This is a genomic window from Pseudomonas sp. FP2338 (genome assembly GCF_030687515.1).
Taxonomy (GTDB): domain Bacteria; phylum Pseudomonadota; class Gammaproteobacteria; order Pseudomonadales; family Pseudomonadaceae; genus Aquipseudomonas; species Aquipseudomonas salomonii.
In genome coordinates, this window is the sequence record NZ_CP117436.1 from 5,875,656 (window position 1) to 5,894,591 (window position 18,936).

The 18,936-nt window shown below is 61.2% G+C and carries 16 protein-coding genes; 5 read left to right on the plus strand and 11 right to left on the minus strand.

Features of this window, described 5'->3' with window-relative positions; genetic code table 11:
* Window positions 1-15: 15 nt before the first annotated feature.
* Window positions 16-1,275, minus strand: coding sequence for an aspartate aminotransferase family protein (locus PSH96_RS26700; RefSeq protein ID WP_305456175.1), 1,260 nt, complete (start codon window positions 1,273-1,275; stop codon window positions 16-18).
* Window positions 1,276-1,484: 209 nt separating this feature from the next.
* Here PSH96_RS26700 and PSH96_RS26705 point away from each other — a divergent pair, with 209 nt between their 5' ends.
* Window positions 1,485-2,384 (plus strand): LysR family transcriptional regulator, encoded by a 900-nt coding sequence (locus PSH96_RS26705; protein WP_065929400.1) that lies wholly within the window; start codon window positions 1,485-1,487, stop codon window positions 2,382-2,384.
* 226 nt (window positions 2,385-2,610) lie between these two features.
* Here PSH96_RS26705 and PSH96_RS26710 read toward each other — a convergent pair whose 3' ends face one another.
* From PSH96_RS26710 to PSH96_RS26725, 4 genes are all read right to left on the minus strand, one after another.
* Window positions 2,611-4,389, minus strand: a complete 1,779-nt coding sequence (locus PSH96_RS26710; protein WP_305456177.1) for an acyl-CoA dehydrogenase C-terminal domain-containing protein — start codon at window positions 4,387-4,389, stop codon at window positions 2,611-2,613.
* Window positions 4,390-4,637: 248 nt separating this feature from the next.
* Entirely contained in the window at window positions 4,638-6,407 is a 1,770-nt protein-coding gene (locus tag PSH96_RS26715) for an acyl-CoA dehydrogenase C-terminal domain-containing protein (protein ID WP_305456179.1), read from the minus strand.
* A gap of 90 nt (window positions 6,408-6,497) precedes the next feature.
* On the minus strand, window positions 6,498-7,787 hold the full coding sequence (locus PSH96_RS26720; protein ID WP_305456181.1) for a diguanylate cyclase: 1,290 nt from the start codon (window positions 7,785-7,787) through the stop codon (window positions 6,498-6,500).
* Between the two features lie 205 nt (window positions 7,788-7,992).
* Window positions 7,993-9,798 (minus strand): phenylacyl-CoA dehydrogenase, encoded by a 1,806-nt coding sequence (locus PSH96_RS26725; protein WP_056857826.1) that lies wholly within the window; start codon window positions 9,796-9,798, stop codon window positions 7,993-7,995.
* 52 nt (window positions 9,799-9,850) lie between these two features.
* Between PSH96_RS26725 and PSH96_RS26730 the strand changes: the two genes are divergently transcribed.
* Window positions 9,851-9,991: a hypothetical protein gene (locus tag PSH96_RS26730; protein ID WP_305456183.1), complete on the plus strand. Its 141-nt coding sequence runs from the start codon at window positions 9,851-9,853 to the stop codon at window positions 9,989-9,991.
* Between the two features lie 156 nt (window positions 9,992-10,147).
* Here PSH96_RS26730 and PSH96_RS26735 read toward each other — a convergent pair whose 3' ends face one another.
* The 6 genes from PSH96_RS26735 to bioB form a co-directional block, all read right to left on the minus strand.
* Window positions 10,148-10,429 (minus strand): hypothetical protein, encoded by a 282-nt coding sequence (locus PSH96_RS26735; protein WP_017138029.1) that lies wholly within the window; start codon window positions 10,427-10,429, stop codon window positions 10,148-10,150.
* Between the two features lie 106 nt (window positions 10,430-10,535).
* On the minus strand, window positions 10,536-11,216 hold the full coding sequence (bioD, locus tag PSH96_RS26740; protein ID WP_305456186.1) for a dethiobiotin synthase: 681 nt from the start codon (window positions 11,214-11,216) through the stop codon (window positions 10,536-10,538).
* A complete protein-coding gene (bioC, locus tag PSH96_RS26745; protein WP_305456188.1) occupies window positions 11,213-12,025 on the minus strand; it encodes a malonyl-ACP O-methyltransferase BioC in 813 nt (270 codons plus the stop codon). Before bioC ends, bioD begins: the two co-directional genes overlap by 4 nt.
* Entirely contained in the window at window positions 12,018-12,749 is a 732-nt protein-coding gene (locus PSH96_RS26750; protein WP_305456191.1) for an alpha/beta fold hydrolase, read from the minus strand. The genes bioC and PSH96_RS26750 overlap by 8 nt, the downstream gene beginning before the upstream one ends.
* Window positions 12,742-13,923 (minus strand): 8-amino-7-oxononanoate synthase, encoded by a 1,182-nt coding sequence (bioF, locus tag PSH96_RS26755; protein ID WP_305456193.1) that lies wholly within the window; start codon window positions 13,921-13,923, stop codon window positions 12,742-12,744. The genes PSH96_RS26750 and bioF overlap by 8 nt, the downstream gene beginning before the upstream one ends.
* Window positions 13,924-14,079: 156 nt before the next feature.
* Window positions 14,080-15,135, minus strand: a complete 1,056-nt coding sequence (gene bioB / locus PSH96_RS26760; RefSeq protein ID WP_305456195.1) for a biotin synthase BioB — start codon at window positions 15,133-15,135, stop codon at window positions 14,080-14,082.
* A 114-nt stretch (window positions 15,136-15,249) separates the two neighbouring features.
* On the opposite strand from bioB, the gene PSH96_RS26765 reads away from it, so the two are divergent.
* The 3 genes from PSH96_RS26765 to PSH96_RS26775 all read left to right on the plus strand — a co-directional run bounded on the left by PSH96_RS26765 (window position 15,250) and on the right by PSH96_RS26775 (window position 18,787).
* Window positions 15,250-15,987: a ComF family protein gene (locus tag PSH96_RS26765; protein ID WP_305456197.1), complete on the plus strand. Its 738-nt coding sequence runs from the start codon at window positions 15,250-15,252 to the stop codon at window positions 15,985-15,987.
* 57 nt (window positions 15,988-16,044) lie between these two features.
* Window positions 16,045-16,809 (plus strand): TOBE domain-containing protein, encoded by a 765-nt coding sequence (locus PSH96_RS26770; protein WP_305456199.1) that lies wholly within the window; start codon window positions 16,045-16,047, stop codon window positions 16,807-16,809.
* A 79-nt stretch (window positions 16,810-16,888) separates the two neighbouring features.
* Entirely contained in the window at window positions 16,889-18,787 is a 1,899-nt protein-coding gene (locus tag PSH96_RS26775) for a PhoX family phosphatase (protein WP_305456201.1), read from the plus strand.
* The last annotated feature ends 149 nt before the right edge of the window (window positions 18,788-18,936 follow it).

Sequence of the window (18,936 nt, forward strand, 5' to 3'; positions counted from 1 at the left end):
TTCAGGAATAAGAGGTTAAACGGCGATGCCTTTGCGACATTGCAGTTGGGCGGTACGCACGCGGGAGAATGCGCGCGCCAGGCGCAGGAGCATTTCGTCGATGTGGCTTTTGCTCACGTTCAAGGCTGGAGTAAAACGCAAACAGTCGGGTTGCGGGGCAATAAGGATCAGGTCTTCGTGCAATGCGGCCTTTACCACAGCATCCGCAGAATCATCTGACAGTGTCAGGCCCCACAGCAGTCCGTTGCCGCGTAGTTGCCCATGGCCGTATCGATAGGCCAACCGGGCAAGGCCTTGTCCCAGGTACAGGCCGGATTCGCGTACCTGTTCAATAAAACCGCTTTCCAGCACGGTGTCGAGTACGGCAACACCAGCAGACGCCATCAGGGCATTGCCGTGATGCGTCCCCGCCAAGTCCCCCACTTTGAAACAACAGGCCTTGCCGCGCGCCAGCAACGCCGCCAGCGGCACACCGCCACCCAGGCCTTTGCCGAGGGTGATGATGTCGGCACGCACGCCGTACTGTTGTTCGGCCAGCAGGCTGCCGCAACGACCCATGCCGGTTTGCACTTCATCGAGGATCAGCAGGATCCCCAGTTCCCGGCACAGCCGCTCGACCCCCTTCAAATAGTGCTCGGTAGCAGGAATAACGCCAGCTTCACTCTGGATCGGCTCCAACATGATGGCAACCGTTTGGGCATCGACGGCCGCGTGCAACGCCGGCAAGTCGTTGAAGGGGACATGGCTGAAACCCGGCAGGTGCGGCTCAAAACGGTTGCCGCCGGCACTCGCCGAGGCTGCCATTGCCGCAAAGCTTCGCCCATGACTACCGCCGCTGGCGCTGATAATGCGATAGGCACCACCGCGATACAGCTGGCCCCATTTGCGCGCCAGTTTAATCGCGGCTTCACAGGCTTCCGAGCCGCTGTTGAGCAAGTAACCCTGGCCGCTGCCGGTGTGGTCGCACAGCCGGTCGACGAGGTTCAGTTGGGCGCGGTTGTGCAGGCCGTTGCCAGGGTTGATCAGCATATGAGTCTGATCGGCCAGGGCTTTGATCAATACCTGCGGGCTATGGCCAAGGCTGTTGGCGGCGCTGCCCTGGCTGAAATCCAGGTAGGCGCGCTCGTCGCTGTCCCACAGCCAGGAGCCCTGGCCACGCACAAACACCTGAGCGGGTCTTGCCACAGTCGGCATCAGGGATGTACTCGAGCCGTCATGGCGCGCATCCACGATCAAATCGTCCAGGCTCGGCGCAGGGCGACGAAACAGATTCACAGCTCACCCCCAATAGCAACCGGACCTTGGTCGATGCCCCGTACAAACACACCCTTGAGGTTTTTTGCCTTGCCTATGTAAACGCCATCAACATAAACGCTATTCATTGCCCGATCCGGCCCTGTAAGCCCTGCGAATAGGCGCTAGACTAGGCCCCCGAGGGGCCATCGGCCATTTCGATTTTCCAGCTTTTTCGATAAGTAAGTCTTATGGATTTCAAGCAACTGCGTTATTTCGTCGCGGTGTATGAGGAAGGCCACGTGGGCCGTGCTGCGGAGCGCCTGTCGATCTCGCAACCAGCCTTGTCACAACAGATTCGCCAGTTGGAACAGAACCTGGATGTGAGCCTGTTCGAGCGCAGCAGCAAGCGCCTGTTGCCGACACTGGCAGCACACACCTTGTACAACCATGCGTTGCCGCTCATCGATGGTATGCAGCAAGCCGTCGAGGCGTTGCGCAACTTCAAGGGCCAGGCGATGCGCACCTTGGCCATTGGCGTGCTGCAAACCGTGCACACCAGCCTGGTTCCGCAGATGCTCGAGCGCGTGCGCAAAGCCCAGCCGCACCTGGTGGTGCAGATCTATGAATTGACCGGGCTTGAAATCGAGCGGCGTTTGCTTAACGGCTCGTTGGATATCGGCATCAGCTACTTACCACCCCGTCAGCCGGGGTTAACCGGTGTGTTGCTGTACGAAGATGAACTGAAGGTGGTCATCCCCGAAGACCATCCTCTGCGGGAGTTCAAGAAAGTCTCGCTGAAACAGGCGGCTGAGTTGCCAATGCTGCTGTTGGGGGAAGAGTTTCAGGTGCGGCAGATCTGGCAAGGCCAGTTATCCAATTTAGGACGACGGCCTCAGGTGCAGGCGGAGTTGAATACGATGGTCGGGATTCTCGACAGCCTGCCCCATACCCAGCTCGCCACTGTATTGCCGGGGCGCTCCCAGGATGAGCACAACAGCAAGGCGCTGCTGTGGAAGCCTTTGAGTGAACCAAGAGTGCCGCTGAAAGTGGGCCTGGTGTGCCGCGACGTCCAGCGCCAGCAAGCGACGGTGGCGTTGTTGCGCACCTTGCTGGAAGACGTGATGAATGCCCCGCAGGCAAGTGCCTGACTTTTTCGCGGGCAAAAGAAAACCCCGCCGAAGCGGGGCTTTGCAGACTGTTTCCCTGACATCCATTTCACTCCGCCGTCCTGGCAGAATCCTACGTGTCCGTGTTGTTGCTTTGCGCTTCCTGCGCGACGTCCATGTGAAGTAGATTATCCGTGGATCCAATTTGGCGATAGAGGACGAATAGCAGCACGTCATGTAAGAGAATGCTTACACGCCCTCCAAGCCCTTAGAACAGTGCTTCATCCAGCAAAAACAATGATTCGCTACCGGCTTTTACCGACGCACTCAGCGAATGAATACGCGGCAGCAGGCGGGCAAAGTAGAAGCGCGCGGTGCCCAGCTTGCTGGCGTAGAAGTCTTCTTGCGCCTCTTTGCCCAACGCGGCCTTGGCCATGCGTGCCCACATATAGGCATAGGCCATGTAGCCAAAGGCGTGCAGGTACTCAACCGAAGCCGCGCCGATTTCATTCGGGTTGGTTTTGGCGCGGTCCAGTACCCAGGCGGTCAACTCATCCAGGTTATCCACCGCAGCGCTGAGCGGTCGGGTGAACTCACCCAGTTCGGCGCCTGAAGCCGCGATGAACTGGCGGATCTCGTCAGCAAACAAGGTGTAGAACGCCCCGCCGCTGCCGACGATCTTGCGCCCCATCAAGTCCAGCGCCTGAATGCCGTTGGTGCCTTCGTAGATCTGGGTGATGCGCACATCACGCACCAACTGCTCCTGGCCCCACTCGCGGATGTAGCCGTGGCCGCCAAAGATCTGCTGGCCGAGCACGGTGGTTTCCAGGCCTAGGTCGCTGAGGAAGGCTTTGGCAACAGGTGTCAGCAACGCCACCAGGTTGTCCGCACGTTCGCGGGCGGCAGCGTCGTCACTGAACTTGGCGATGTCCAATTGGGTGGCCACGTAGGTGGAGAACGCGCGACCGCCTTCGTTCGACGCTTTCATGGTCAGCAACATGCGGCGCACATCCGGGTGCACGATGATCGGGTCGGCCACTTTGTCCTTGGACTGGGCGCCGGTCGGCGAACGGCTTTGCAGACGGTCACGCGCGTATTCAATCGCGTTCTGGTAGGAGCGCTCGCCCGACGCCAGGCCCTGGATACCCACGCCCAAACGCTCGTAGTTCATCATGGTGAACATCGCCGCCAAGCCACGGTTCGGCTCGCCCACCAGGTAACCCACGGCTTCATCGAAGTTCATCACGCAGGTCGCAGACGCCTGGATACCCATTTTGTGTTCAATCGAGCCACAGCTCACCGGGTTACGCGCGCCCAGGCTGCCGTCGGCATTGACCATGAACTTCGGCACCAGAAACAGCGAGATGCCCTTTGGCCCGGCCGGCGCATCCGGCAGCTTGGCCAGCACCAGGTGGATGATGTTGTCGGTGAGGTCATGCTCGCCGCCGGTGATAAAGATCTTGGTGCCACTGATGGTGTAGGACCCGTCCGCTTGAGGCTCAGCCTTGGTGCGGATAATGCCCAGGTCGGTCCCGGCGTGCGCTTCCGTCAGGCACATGGAACCTGCCCACTCACCCGAATACATTTTCGGCAGGTAGGTGGCCTTGAGTTCTTCGCTGGCGTGGGTGTTGATGGAAACACAGGCCCCGGAGGTCAGCATCGGGTACAGGCCAAACGCCAGGCTCGACGAGTTGATCATCTCTTCAACCTGGGCCGAGACTGCCTTGGGCATGCCCATGCCGCCGAAGATCGGGTCGCCGCCTACGCCCACCCAGCCACCTTCGGCGTAGGTCTTATAAGCCTGTGGGAAACCATCTGGCGTGCTGACGGCAGTGTCCGCCCAACGGCAACCTTGCTCGTCGCCATTACGGCTGAGCGGCGCGATGGATTTGGCCGTGACCTTGCCGGCTTCCTCAAGGATCGCCTCAACGGTTTCGGCATCTACGGTGTCTGCCAATGCCGGCAATTGGGCCCAGGTGCTGGCGACCTCAAAAACTTCGTTGAGGACGAAGCGCATATCACGCAGCGGCGCTTTGTAATCAGCCATGGCAAACCTCGTGAGAACAGGAAAAGTGATTCGATAGGATCGGTTTTACAGGCTCCGAGTGTACCCGAACAACATTTGAGACACATAGGGTCTGTTAGTGACCAGCAGGTATTTTCGGGTCACACAAAGAGCTAATGTGGGAGCTGGCTTGCCTGCGATGCAGACACCTCGGTACATCAGTTACACCGAGTTGATGCCATCGCAGGCAAGCCAGCTCCCACATTTTGACTGCGGTGAATCAATCGCCTTTACAGGGCAAACAACTGCGCCGGCAAACTCATCAGGCACTCACTGCCCGCCTCCACGGCGGCGCGGTGCGTTGCAGTACGCGGCAACAGGCGCTTGAAGTAAAAATCGCAGGTGGCCAATTTGGCCTGGGCAAACTCGGCGTCGTCATGCGACTGCGCCGCAATGGCCATGCGCAACCACAGGTACGCCAGAATGATGTAACCGCTGTACATCAAGTAATCCACCGCCGCCGCGCCCACCTCATCCGGGTTTTTCATGGCGGCCATGCCGACCTTCATCGTCAGCTCGCCCCATTGCTGGTTCAGTTGGTTGAGCTGCTCAACATGGGCCTTGAGCTGCGGGTGCTCGGCATTCGCCACGCAGAACTTATGCACAAGCTTGGTAAACCCGCGCAGCAGCTTGCCCTGGCTGCCCAGCACTTTACGGCCCAGCAAGTCGAGGGCCTGAATGCCATTGGTGCCTTCATAGATCGGCGCAATCCGCGCATCACGCGCCAGTTGCTCCATGCCCCATTCGCGAATGTAGCCGTGGCCGCCGAACACCTGCATACCGTGGTTGGTCACCTCCAGCCCGGTTTCGGTCATAAAGGCTTTGCAGATAGGCGTAAGGAACGCCAACAGGTCTTCGGCCTCCTGGCGTTGGGCGGCATCGCTGTTCAAGTGCGCGGTGTCGAGCAGTTGGGCAGTGAAGTAGGTCAGCGCCCGATTGCCTTCGTTGAAGGCCTTCATGGTCAGCAACATGCGCCGCACGTCGGCGTGCACGATAATCGGGTCGGCGGCTTTATCCGGGGCCTTGGCGCCGGTCAACGAGCGCATTTGCAGGCGGTCATTGGCGTATTTGATCGCGCCCTGGAAACTCGCCTCACCATTGCACAAACCCTGCATGCCAGTGCCCAGGCGCACGTGGTTCATCATGGTGAACATGCAATTGAGGCCCTTGTTCGCCTCGCCAATCAAAAAGCCCTTGGCGCCGTCGAAGTTCAGCACGCAGGTGGCCGAGGCCTTGATGCCCATCTTGTGCTCGATGGAACCGCAGTGCACCGCGTTGCGCTCGCCTGAATCAGCGTGGAACTTGGGCACGATAAACAACGAGATGCCCTTGGTGCCCGCCGGTGCGTCCGGCAGTTTGGCCAGCACCAAGTGAATGATATTGGCGCTCAGGTCGTGCTCGCCGGCCGAGATGAAGATCTTGCTGCCGGTGACCGCGTAACTGCCATCCGCCTGGGGCACGGCGCGGGTCTTGATCAGGCCCAAGTCAGTGCCGCAATGGGCTTCGGTGAGGCACATGGTGCCGGTCCATTCGCCGGCGGTGAGTTTGCTGAGGAACGTGGCTTTCTGCTCCTCGGTGCCGTGGGCGTGGATCGCCGACATGGCGCCGTGGGTGAGACCTGGGTACATGCCCCAGGAGGTGTTGCTGGAGCCGATCATCTCGCTGAGCACCAGCCCCAGTGACAGCGGCAGGCCTTGGCCACCGTAGGCCGGGTCCGCCGCCACGCCATGCCAGCCGCCTTCCACGTATTGGGCAAAGGCTTCCTTGAAGCCCTTGGGCGTGGTGACCACACCGTTGTCGAAGTGGCAGCCTTCTTCATCGCCACTGCGGTTGAGCGGCGACAGCACGTTTTCGCAAAATTTGGCGCCTTCTTCGAGGATCGCGCTGACCATATCGGGGCTTGCGTCGGTCGCGCCTAACGCGGCGTAGTGGCCGTGAAAATCAAACACGTTGTCGATCAGAAAGCGCATGTCGCGCAGGGGAGCTTTGTACTCAGGCATGGCAATGTCTCCGGCAGCAGATACCTTCAACCTACTGCCGGCCACCGCCCCGAACAATCACTGTAGAACCGCTGAATACACCGCCATCACTCAACCGGCAGCGCTCTCCATGCGCACCGCGCCACGGCGGTTCTGGCCGGAAGCGACCACGCAGTTACGCCCGGCGCCCTTGGCGGCGTAGAGCGCCTGGTCGGCGCACTTGAGCACTTCTTCGGGCGTGCGCTGTTCGGCCTGGCGCTCGGCCACGCCGATGCTGACCGTCACCGACACACTCGAGGCGCCACTGCCCGCCCGGCGTTGGCGGCCCTGTTGGTCATCGTGGGGGCGGTCCGGGTTGCGCAGTTTGATGTCGTAGTTGGCGATAATCTCGCGGATCTCTTCCAGGTGCGGCATGCACTCGTCCAACGTCTTGCCGGCGAACACCACGGCAAACTCTTCCCCGCCATAACGATAGGCGCGCCCGCCGCCATTGACCTTCGACAATTTGCTGGCCACCAGCCGCAGCACCTGGTCACCGACATCGTGGCCGTGGGTGTCGTTAAAGCGCTTGAAGTGATCGACGTCACTCATCGCCAACACGTAATTGCGCCCCAGCCGCTGCATGCGTTCATTGAGCGCGCGCCGCCCCGGCAAGCCGGTGAGCTCATCCCGGAAGGCCATCTGATAAGCCTCGTGCGCCACGCCAGCGGCAATCATCAGCATTACCTGGCTGCACATGATGTTCAGGGTGAACGGCAGGATGAACGTTTGCGGCAACATCCAGAACAGCCCCAGCAAACCCACCAGTTGCGCCGCGTGCAAGGGCCGCGGCTGATACCAGTACTGCGCCGCCAGGGTGACAAAACCCATCAGGAACATCGGGTACGACAGCTGGATCAGGCTCATCCAACTGCCATGCAGCGCCGGCCAGCGAATCTCCGCCAGCCAGCTCAGCAAGGCTTGGGGAAAGCTCTGTTCAAGTGCCAGGGCCACGCTGACAAACGCAAAGAGCACGGCACAGCGCGCCACGAAGTCGCGGAACAGATGGGTTTTCTCCTGCCACAGCGCGTAGATGCTGAACAGCAGGGGCAACAGCAAGCAACACAGATGGAACACCACGGCGGCGTCTTCGCGCACGCGGCCGTTGTCGCGGTAGTAGTCGGTCTGGGTGTCGAGCAGAAAGTAAACGACGTACACCGTGATCATCAAGAACAGCTCACGCTGGCGCCGATACACCGCGCAGTACGCGCCGCCGAGCAACAGCACCAAGGTCGGCAGCACATTGAACAACGAGGTGAAGAACACGCTGAGGTCTTTGACATACGCAGCCGAGAGCCCGGCCATCAATAGCAGTAACGAAGGAAGAAAATGACTGAAACGTACAGCGGACACGCGTGACAAGGGTAAAGCTCCGACCCGCCCAGAAAGATGGCACAGTGCCTTCACTGAGACCAGTTAAGCACATTCAATGTGACCTGTATCACATTGCCATCACTGTAACGGCAGCCAGGCGCAATCCCTGAGTGCTGTGCTGTGTTTTTTATCGCCGCATAAAAAAACCGCCGCTTCCAAAAGAAGCGGCGGTTTTCAAGAGAACCGGCTGGGCTCAGTAAGCCAGGCCGAAGTCTTCTTCTTTCATGTCCATCAGGTTGTTGGCGCCCGACAGCATGGTGACCTTATGGGTCTGGGTACGCGGCAGGATGCGCTGGAAGTAGAAGCGCGCAGTCTGCAGCTTGGCGGTGTAGAACGCCTCTTCGGTGGTGCCGGCAGCCAGTTTTTCGGCAGCCAGGCGTGCCATGTCGGCCCAGAAGTAAGCCAGGCACGCGTAGCCGGAGTACATCAGGTAGTCCACCGAGGCGGCACCGACTTCTTCACGGTCCTTCATCGCGGCCATGCCGACCTTCATGGTCAACTCGCCCCACTCTTTGTTCAGTGCTGCCAGCGGTGCAACGAATTCCTTAACGGCTTCGTTGCCTTCGTTGGCCTGGCAGAACTTGTGCACGATCTTGGTGAAGCCCTTGAGCGCTTCGCCTTGAGTCATCAGCACTTTACGGCCCAGCAGGTCGAGTGCCTGGATGCCGGTGGTGCCTTCGTACAGCATCGAAATGCGGCTGTCGCGCACGTTCTGCTCCATGCCCCACTCGGCGATAAAACCGTGGCCGCCGTAGATCTGCACGCCGTGGTTGGCCGATTCAAAACCGACTTCGGTCATGAACGCCTTGGCGATTGGGGTCATGAACGCCAGCAGGCCGTCAGCTTGCTTCTTGGCTTCGTCGTCGGTGCCGTACTTGACGATGTCCACTTGCTTGGCGGTGAAGTACACCATCGCACGGTTGCCTTCAGCGAAGGCTTTCATGGTCAGCAACATACGGCGCACGTCAGGGTGCACGATGATCGGGTCAGCGGCCTTGTCTGGCGCTTTCGGGCCGGTCAGGGAGCGCATTTGCAGGCGGTCGCGAGCGTATTTCAGGCCGCCCTGGAAGCCGATTTCAGCGTGGGACAAGCCTTGCAGCGCGGTGCCCAGGCGAGCGGTGTTCATAAAGGTGAACATGCAGTTCAGGCCTTTGTTCGCCGGGCCGATCAGGAAACCGGTGGCCGCGTCGAAATTCATCACGCAGGTGGCGTTACCGTGGATGCCCATTTTGTGTTCCAGGGAGCCACAGGTCACCGCGTTGCGCTCGCCGATCGAACCGTCTGCGTTCGGCAGGAATTTAGGCACGATAAACAGCGAAATACCTTTGGTGCCGGCCGGTGCGTCCGGCAGGCGGGCCAGTACGATGTGGACGATGTTGTCGGCCATGTCGTGTTCACCGGCCGAGATGAAGATCTTGGTGCCGGAGACTTTGTAGGAACCGTCGGCCTGAGGCTCGGCCTTGGTGCGCAGCATGCCCAGGTCGGTGCCGCAGTGCGGCTCGGTCAGGCACATGGTGCCGGTCCACTCACCCGAAACCAGCTTGGTCAGGTAAGCGTCTTGCTGTTCCGGGGTGCCGTGCTCGGAGATGGTGTTCATCGCACCGTGGGACAGGCCAGGGTACATGCCCCACGACCAGTTGGCGGCGCCGACCATTTCGCTTACAGCCAGGCCCAGGGATTCCGGCAGGCCTTGGCCACCGTGCTCCACGTCGTGGGCCAGGCTTGGCCAGCCGCCTTCAACGAACTGTTTGTAGGCTTCTTTGAAACCAGTAGGGGTTTTTACGCCTGACTCGCTCCAGGTGCACCCTTCGATGTCACCCACGCGGTTCAACGGTGCCAGCACTTGCTCACAGAACTTGGCGCCTTCCTCAAGAATGGCGTCAACCATGTCCGGGGTAGCGTCCTGGCAAGCCGGCAGGCTCTGATAGTGCGCTTCATAACCAAGCAGTTCGTCACGAACGAAGCGAATATCACGCAAGGGGGCCTTGTAGTCAGGCATAGCGATAAACCTCTGCTGATGTATCTGGGATGAACAACCGCGTGGATTTGTTATGGCGGTCAAACAGGTGTTTGAAACATACGTTTACGACCTGGGGTTGTCAAGCATCGCGCCGACGCCGTTTGTCATGACGCGCATCAATGCCACGCACGGCAAGGCCTGCGGCGGGATGCCACGTGATTTGAAAGTGTAGGAGTTCGCGAGGGCGAATCAGGACAATGTGGGAGCGGGCTTGTGTGGGAGCTGGCTTGCCTGCGATACAGGCGCCGCGGTGTATCAGGAGGATTGAGTCGATGCTATCGCAGGCAAGCCAGCTCCCACAGAAGAGCCGGCGTGTGCCGATAGAAAGTTAAGCGTAGGTATCGATCAAGGTGCCAAGCATTTCATCCGAAGCCTTGGCGACTTTCGCGCCCAGTTCCACTTGGAATTTGCCTTGGGCCATTTCGACCATGTTGCTCGCCGAGTTGGACGGCTGGGCGCGATCGTTGGCCTGCAGACGATCACTTTGTGCATCCGAGGGCTGGGTCGTCGCGGCGCCGGCGATTTTGCCGGCGGCCTGGTCGACGCGGTTCTGCCCGGCCTGAATGGTGCTCAGCCCCGAATAAAACGCGCTGCTTCCAGAGATTTCCATGGCGTAAGCCTGCCTTTAGAGAATCGTGAACTTGAATTGAAGCAGACATCCTGGCAAAACGCCCGTCAAAAACACTAATGGCATAATGCCTTAGCGATAGCCAAAATCAGTCAAGCAGGTCCAATTCCAGGTATTCGGCCACCGCTTTGCTGCTGGCCTGCTTGAGCTTTGGCACGCGTCCAAGGCACGGCGCGGGCAACCGCTCAGCCAGGGTGGCGAGGTTCTCTTCCAGACGAGAGGTCTTGGGATCGATGATATTCGCCACCCAACCCGCCAACGGCAAACCGTCTCGCGCGATGGCTTCGGCGGTCAGCAGCGCATGGCTGATACAACCCAGACGCACGCCCACCACCAGAATCACCGGCAGCTTGAGCGCAATGGCCAGGTCCGACAGGTTGTCCTGATCGGCCAACGGCACTCGCCAGCCGCCCGCGCCTTCGATCAAGGTGAAATCCGCGCGCTGCGCGAGTATGTGCTGCATCGGTTTCAACAATGATTGCACTGTGAGCGCCACACCGGCCTCCCGAGCGGCCAGGTGCGGCGCAATCGCGGGCTCGAAGGCCACCGGGTTGACCTCGGCATAGGTCAGCGGCAGCGAACATTCGGCCAGCAGTGCCAAGGCGTCGGCATTGCGCAAGCCTTTTGGGGTGACCTGGCAGCCTGAGGCCACCGGCTTTCCGGCGGCGGTGCTTTTACCCGCCAGCCGCGCGGCATGCAGCAGCCCGGCGGCGACGGTGGTTTTGCCGACATCAGTGTCGGTGCCGGTGATGAAATAAGCGGCGCTCATAAAGGTTTCTCCAGTACGGCGTACACCACTTGGTACGTGGCGGGCAGGCCCTGGGCCTGACGAAACTGCTCGTAAGCGTGCACCAGTGCAACAATCCGCGCGCGGCCCGTCAACCCTCCCGGCCGACCGGGGTTGAGGTTACGTGCGCCCAACGCCTTGAGCTCATGGGTCAGGCTGCGCACATCCGGGTAATGCAGCACGTGAGGCTCGCGCTCCAGGCTCAGCACCCGTAAACCGCTGGCGGCACACAGCTGTTGGTAAGCCTCGAAGGTGCGAAAGCGGTTGACGTGAACCAGCCCATCCGCCGCACGCCAGCTTTGGCGCAACTCATCCAGGGTGCCCACGCACAAGCTCGCAAATGCCAGCACGCCACCGGGTTGCAGCACGCGATAAGCCTCGCTGAGCACCGCGTCGAAATTTGCGCACCACTGCACCGCGAGGCTGGAGAACAGCAGCTCGAAGCTCTGAGTTGCCAGCGGCAAGCGTTCTGCATCACCCGCGATAAAGTGCTGCGCGCCACCCAAAGGCCGCGCATGGCTGAGCATGCCTTCGGCGATATCCAGCGCCACCCCTTGGCTTGCCGGCAGCAATTGGCCCAGCGCACGGCTGAAATAACCCGTGCCGCACCCCACATCCAGCCAGCGTCGGGGCGCGATGGCAGCGGGCAGGCGCGACAACAGCGCATGCCCGACTGCGCGCTGCAATTCGGCGACGCTGTCGTAACTGGCGGCGGCGCGGGAAAACGAGGCCGCCACCTGGCGCTTGTCCGGCAAGCCGCCCGGCAGTGGCGGCTGGGATAAATCAGTCATCAACACACTCATGCAAAAAAGCCTGGATGGCCCCCGCTACTCCGTGAGGGTCTTCCAGAAGAAAAGCGTGACCGGCCTGTTCAATCAGGCCGATTTCTACATCAGGCAGCAGGGCCAACAGGTCACTCGCAGCTTCGGCGGGCACCAACCCGTCCAGCCCCGCAAACAGGTGCAGTTGCGGGCCGCGATACGCCTGCAAAGCGGCGCGGGTATCCAGTTGAGCGAGCAGTTCCAGGCCAGGCATCAATACGCTCGACGACGTATTCGGCGCCCCGCTGACCAACAGGCGCGACAGCCCGCGCGGGTCTTCGGCACCTTTGGCGCATAACAAACCGAAACGTTTAAGGGTGACTTGAGAGTCGGCGTGGCAACCCGCGAGGAACGCATCGAACGTCTCGGCAGGCATCGCACTGGGCCAGCCTTGATGGACGACAAAACACGGGTTGCTCGCCAATGTCAGCAGGCCGCAGCAACGCTCGCCGCGCCGCGCCGCCAGCTCGGAGGCGAGCATGCCGCCCAGGGACCAGCCGCCCAGCCAGGCATTGTCCGGCAACGTGGCGTCGAGTTCGTCGAGCCACTCATCCAGATCGCTGGAAGCCAGCACCGGCAACGGTTCGATATGCACTTGCAGGTGTTCGTCCAAGCCCTGCAAGGCGCCAGCCAAAGGCTCCAGCGGTGAAACGCCAAGCCCCCAGCCGGGCAGCAATACCAGTCGATCACGCATGGTCGGGCTCCGTAATACTTAGCAACCGGAAACACGTTTCCAATGCGTTTAACAATAGCTGCACCTGCGCCGCGCTGTGGGCCGCTGTCAGTGTCACGCGCAAACGCGCACTGCCGGCCGGCACGGTCGGTGGACGGATGGCCGTCACCATCAGGCCGCGCTCGCGCAACATCTGCGACAGACGCATGGCGGTGGCGCTGTCGCCAATCAGGATCGGCTGGATCGGCGTGAAGCTGTCCATCAAGCGCAAGCCTAGCTGCTCGGCGCCCTGGCGGAACTGGCGGATCAGGCCATTGAGGTGCTCACGTCGCCAATGCTCGGTGCGCAGCAGCTCCAGGCTTTTCAAGGTGGCGCAGGCCAGTGCCGGTGGCTGGCTGGTGGTGTAGATGTAGGGCCGGGCGAACTGGATCAGGCTTTCGATCAGCTCTTCACTGCCCGCCACAAACGCTCCGGCGGTACCGAAGGCTTTGCCGAGGGTGCCGACCAATACCGGCACGTCTTCCTGGCTCAAGCCGAAATGCTCGACAATTCCGCCGCCCGTAGCACCTAACGGTCCGAAGCCATGGGCGTCATCGACCATCAACCAGGCGCCTTTGGCGCGGGCCTCACGGGCCAGCGCAGGCAAGTCGGCCAGATTGCCGTCCATGCTGAACACGCCATCGGTGACCACCAACGTATTGCCGGTAGCCTTCTCCAGGCGCTTGGCCAGGCTGCTGGCGTCGTTATGCAGATAGCGGTTGAAACGCGCCCCGGACAGCAGGCCGGCATCCAGCAGCGAGGCGTGGTTGAGCCGGTCCTCCAGCACCGTATCGCCCTGCCCCACCAACGCGGTGACCGCACCCAGGTTGGCCATATAGCCGGTGGTAAACAGCAGCGCACGCGGGCGCCCGGTGAGGTCGGCCAGCGCTTCCTCGAGTTCATGGTGCGGCGTGGCATGGCCGATCACCAGGTGCGAAGCGCCACCGCCCACGCCCCAACGGGACGCACCGGCGCGCCAGGCTTCGATCACTTGCGGGTGATTGGCCAGGCCCAGGTAGTCGTTATTGCAGAACGCCAAAAGCGGTTGCCCATCCACCACCACTTGCGGGCTTTGCGGGCTCTCAAGCAAAGGGCGTTGGCGATAGAGGTGTTCGGCACGGCGGGCAGCGAGGCGCGCGGCGAGATCAAAAGACATGCAGGCCTCGGTACGTGTGGATGAACACAGTTCCATGTGGGAGCTGGCTTGCCTGCGATGACGGCGGCACATTCAGTATCAATGTGTCTGAAAGACCGCTATTGCAGGCAAGCCCGCTCCCACAGTTGGATTGCATTCCAAATGTGGAGAGAGGCGTTAAACCACCGCGTTATAGAACTGCTCGCTGCTCTTTTGCTCCACCAACGCCTGCTCAATCGCCGCCTGATGCACTTCATCGGCGTGCTCTTCACGGGCTTCCGGCAAAATCCCCAGGCGCGAGAACAGTTGCATGTCCTTGTCGGCCTGCGGGTTGGCGGTGGTCAGCAACTTGTCGCCGTAGAAGATCGAGTTGGCACCGGCAAAAAACGCCAGGGCCTGCATCTGCTCGTTCATCGCCTCACGACCCGCCGATAAGCGCACATGGGATTGCGGCATCAGGATGCGCGCCACGGCGAGCATGCGGATAAAGTCGAATGGGTCGATGTCTTCGGCGTTTTCCAGCGGCGTACCGGCGACCTTCACCAGCATGTTGATCGGCACCGACTCCGGATGCTCCGGCAGGTTGGCCAGTTGGATCAGCAGGTTGGCGCGGTCGTCGAGGGACTCGCCCATGCCGAGGATGCCGCCCGAGCAGATCTTCATCCCCGAATCACGCACGTAAGCCAGGGTTTGCAGGCGCTCGCCGTAAGTGCGGGTGGTGATGATGCTGCCGTAGAACTCCGGCGAGGTGTCGAGGTTGTGGTTGTAGTAGTCCAGGCCGGCCTCGGCCAGGGCTTCGGTCTGGTCCTGATCGAGACGGCCGAGGGTCATGCAGGTTTCCAGGCCCATGGCCTTCACGCCTTTGACCATCTGCAGCACGTAGGGCATGTCTTTGGCCGACGGGTGCTTCCAGGCGGCGCCCATGCAGAAGCGCGTCGAGCCGATGGCCTTGGCGCGGGCCGCCTCTTCGAGGACCTTCTGCACTTCCATCAGTTTTTCTTTTTCCAGGCCGGTGTTGTAGTGGCCCGACTGCGGACAATATTTGCAATCTTCCGGGCAGGCGCCGGTTTTGATCGACAGCAAGGTCGACACCTGCACGCGGTTGGCGTCGAAATGCGCGCGGTGCACGGTCTGCGCCTGGAACAACAGGTCATTGAAGGGTTGCACAAACAGCGCTTTGACTTCGGCTAAAGACCAATCGTGACGCAGGGTGGCAGAGGTGCTGGCGCTCATGGGCGATTCCTTGATTATGCTTGGGCTTACGCTGTGGGAAGGGCAATACCGGCAATACCCGCAATACCCACAGTCGGTCACGACACGGATGCTCGGCATATTTAAGGAAGATTCATGCACTGTCAACTTGGATACAAACATCAGGTTTACATCTGGTCAGAAAACAACCAGGCCTGTTTAATCTGCGATGAAGCGACAAACTCCAGCCACAACCTGTGCAACGTTTGCGAGATCGAGCTGCCCTGGCTGTTGGAGCACTGCGAGGTGTGCGCCCTGCCACTGCCGATGGAGGGCTTGATCTGCGGCCCCTGCCAAAAAAAACCGCCTGCCTATAAACAGGTGATCGCACCCTGGACCTACAGTTTCCCCGTCGACACCCTTATCAGCCGCTTCAAACACCAGTCGCGCTGGCCGCTGGGCCATCTGCTCGCACGCTTGCTGGGGCAGTATCTGCAACACCGTTTCGACAACACCGAACTCACCCGTCCCGACTGCCTGCTGCCGGTGCCGATGGCGCGCAAGCGCCTGCGTGAGCGCGGCTTCAACCAATCGTTGATGTTGGCCCGCTGGCTCAGCGCAGACCTCGACCTCCCACACGATGAACACCTGTTGTTACGCCCCCATGAAACCGTCGCGCAACAAGACCTCGATGCTAAAACCCGCCTACGCAACCTGCTCACGGCGTTTGCGCTGGCGCCCGGCGCCCAGGTGCAGGGCCGCCACTTCGCGCTGGTGGACGACGTACTCACCACCGGCGCCACCGCCCACAGCCTGGCCCGGCTGTTGATGGCCGCCGGTGCCCGTCAGGTCGATGTGTACTGCCTGGCCCGCACGCCAAAACCGGGTACATGACTTGACTCGCGTGCGCGGCGCCTGCAACGTCCGCTGACCTTATCGAAGCGTATCCACATGTCTCTGCCGACCTCCCTCAGCCAACACATCATCCGCCGTCCCCAGCGCATCGCCTTGCTGGCGCATATTGCCGAGCAGGGTTCGATCACCCGCGCGGCCAAGAGCGCCGGCCTGAGTTACAAGGCTGCATGGGATGCGATCGACGAGCTGAACAATCTCTCGCAAAAACCGTTGGTGGAGCGCAGCGTTGGCGGCAAAGGCGGCGGCGGCGCCAAGCTGACGGCCGAAGGTGAACGGGTGCTGCGCCTGTACCAACGCCTGCAAGTGCTGCAAGCCGAGGTGCTGGGTTCGGATGAAGACGCGAGCGACTTCAACCTGCTCGGCCGCTTAATGCTGCGCACCAGCGCGCGCAACCAATTGCACGGCCAGGTCAGCGCCATCGAACACCAGGGCCGCAATGACCTGATTCGCCTGCAACTGTCGGGTGGCTTGAGCCTGAGTGCGCAGATCACTCACGACAGCACGCAGCGGCTGGAGCTGGAGAACGGCGTTGAAGTGGTCGCCTTGATCAAGGCCGGATGGCTGGAATTGCTCACCATCGGGCAGACTGCAACACTTGGACACAATTGCATGAGCGGTGTGATCGAGACGATTCTCGACGCCGATGACGGCCCCAGCGAAGTGCGCATCACCCTGCCCAGCGGCCAGGTTTTATGCGCCCTGGCACAGCCCGCCGTGCTTAAGGCACTGGATGCGGTCGAAGGCGCAGCGGTCCAGGTGCAGTTCTCACCCAACAATGTGCTGCTCGGCACACCGGCCTAGGCGCCCGCCGTCTTCAAGCTGCAACAAATTCGTCATGAGCGCTCCTTAAGGTGTCTGCAAAAACCGCAGGGAGCCTGAAATGAGCCTACTAGAAGAAAACCAAGCCACCGACCTTGAACAGATGGTCGGCCTCACCCGCCGCCGCTTTATCGGCGCCGGTGCCCTGTGCGGTGCCGCGATGTTCCTGGGCGGCAACCTGCTCACCCGCAGCGCAATGGCCGTGAACGCTGCCACCGCCAGCCCCTTGCTGGGCTTTACCAGCATCGCCGCCGCCACCAGCGACGCCATCACCTTGCCGCCGGGTTACTCCGCCTCGGTGCTGATCAGTTGGGGCCAGCCGCTGCACAAGAACGTGCCGGCCTTCGACCCGTCCGGCAACGGCACCGCCAAGGCCCAGGAACAACAGTTCGGTGACAACAACGACGGCATGAGCCTGTTCGCCTTCCCCGGCGACAACAACCGTGCGCTGATGGCCATCAACAACGAATACACCAACTACCGCTACCTCTATGCCCACGGCGGCGCACCGCAATCGGCTGAAGACGTGCGCAAAGCCCAGGCCAGCGAAGGCGTGTCGGTGATTGAGGTGCGGCGCAAGGGCGACACCTGGCAGTTCGTGCAGGACTCGCGCTACAACCGCCGCATCCACGGCAATACGCCGATCCGCCTGGGCGGCCCCGCTGCTGGCCATGCCTGGCTGAAAACCAGCGCCGACAAAACCGGCAATAAAGTGCTCGGCACCTTCCAGAACTGCGCCAACGGCAAGACGCCATGGGGCACGTACCTGACCTGCGAAGAGAACTTCACCGACTGCTTCGGCAGCAGCAACCCGCAACAAAACTTCGACGCCGGGCAAAAGCGCTACGGCGTGGTGGCCGCCAGCCGCGAGATCAACTGGCACCTGCACGACCCGCGCTTCGACATGGCCAAGAACCCTAACGAACTCAATCGCCACGGCTGGGTGGTGGAAATCGACCCGTTCGACCCGCAGTCCACGCCGGTCAAACGCACCGCCCTGGGCCGCTTCAAACACGAAAACGCCGCGCTGGCAGAAACCCGTGATGGCCGCGCCGTGGTGTACATGGGCGACGACGAGCGTGGCGAGTTCATCTACAAGTTCGTCAGCCGCGATCCGATCAACCACCACAACCCCAAAGCCAACAAGAACCTGCTCGACCACGGCACCCTGTACGTGGCGATTTTCGATGCCGGCGACGGCAATGCCGACCACCCCAAGGGCAAAGGCGAATGGGTCGAGTTGACCCATGGCAAAAACGGCATCGACGCCAGCTCAGGCTTCGCGAGCCAGGCCGAAGTGCTGATCCACGCGCGCCTGGCCGCCAGTGTGGTGAAAGCCACACGCATGGACCGCCCGGAATGGATCGTGGTCAGCCCCACCGACGGCCAGGTGTATTGCACGCTTACCAACAACGCCAAACGCGGCGAAGACGGCCAGCCGGTGGGCGGGCCGAACCCGCGCGAGAAAAACGTCTACGGGCAAATTCTGCGCTGGAAAGCCGATGCGGATAACCACGGCGCCAACACCTTCACCTGGGACTTGTTTGTGGTGGCCGGCAACCCCGGTGTGCATGCGGGTACGCCAAAAGGCGGCTCGTCCAACATCAACCCGCAAAACATGTTCAACAGCCCCGACGGCCTCGGCTTCGACAAGGCCGGGCGCTTGTGGATCCTCACCGACGGTGACTACAGCAACAAGGGCGACTTTGCCGGCATGGGCAATAACCAGATGCTGTGCGCCGACCCCAACACCGGGGAAGTCCGCCGTTTCATGGTTGGGCCGGTGGCGTGCGAGGTCACGGGTATCAGTTTTTCGCCGGACCAGAAGACGTTGTTTGTGGGGATTCAGCATCCGGGGGAAACCGGCGGTTCGACCTGGCCGGAGCATCTGCCCAATGGCAAGCCGCGCTCGTCGGTGATGGCGATTCGGCGGGATGACGGTGGAGTTGTAGGCGCCTGACAGGGCCTCATCGCAGGCAAGCCAGCTCCCACATTTGAGTGCATTCCACGGTCAAGTGTGGGAGCTGGCTTGCCTGCGATTGCAAAGTCACAGTCGCCACCTATCTCAGCGTTGGTGCGTTACCATACCCGGCCGGACGCGGCGCCCTG

Bases quoted from the DNA above. Each gene is read 5' to 3' on its own strand.
- PSH96_RS26705 (WP_065929400.1), top strand. From the start codon at position 1,485: ATGGATTTCAAGCAACTGCGTTATTTCGTCGCGGTGTATGAGGAAGGC.
- PSH96_RS26710 (WP_305456177.1), bottom strand. From the start codon at position 4,389: ATGGCTGATTACAAAGCGCCGCTGCGTGATATGCGCTTCGTCCTCAAC.
- PSH96_RS26715 (WP_305456179.1), bottom strand. From the start codon at position 6,407: ATGCCTGAGTACAAAGCTCCCCTGCGCGACATGCGCTTTCTGATCGAC.
- PSH96_RS26725 (WP_056857826.1), bottom strand. From the start codon at position 9,798: ATGCCTGACTACAAGGCCCCCTTGCGTGATATTCGCTTCGTTCGTGAC.
- PSH96_RS26730 (WP_305456183.1), top strand. From the start codon at position 9,851: ATGGCGGTCAAACAGGTGTTTGAAACATACGTTTACGACCTGGGGTTG.
- PSH96_RS26735 (WP_017138029.1), bottom strand. From the start codon at position 10,429: ATGGAAATCTCTGGAAGCAGCGCGTTTTATTCGGGGCTGAGCACCATT.
- bioD (WP_305456186.1), bottom strand. From the start codon at position 11,216: ATGAGCGCCGCTTATTTCATCACCGGCACCGACACTGATGTCGGCAAA.
- bioC (WP_305456188.1), bottom strand. From the start codon at position 12,025: ATGACTGATTTATCCCAGCCGCCACTGCCGGGCGGCTTGCCGGACAAG.
- PSH96_RS26750 (WP_305456191.1), bottom strand. From the start codon at position 12,749: ATGCGTGATCGACTGGTATTGCTGCCCGGCTGGGGGCTTGGCGTTTCA.
- bioF (WP_305456193.1), bottom strand. From the start codon at position 13,923: ATGTCTTTTGATCTCGCCGCGCGCCTCGCTGCCCGCCGTGCCGAACAC.
- bioB (WP_305456195.1), bottom strand. From the start codon at position 15,135: ATGAGCGCCAGCACCTCTGCCACCCTGCGTCACGATTGGTCTTTAGCC.
- PSH96_RS26765 (WP_305456197.1), top strand. From the start codon at position 15,250: ATGCACTGTCAACTTGGATACAAACATCAGGTTTACATCTGGTCAGAA.
- PSH96_RS26770 (WP_305456199.1), top strand. From the start codon at position 16,045: ATGTCTCTGCCGACCTCCCTCAGCCAACACATCATCCGCCGTCCCCAG.
- PSH96_RS26775 (WP_305456201.1), top strand. From the start codon at position 16,889: ATGAGCCTACTAGAAGAAAACCAAGCCACCGACCTTGAACAGATGGTC.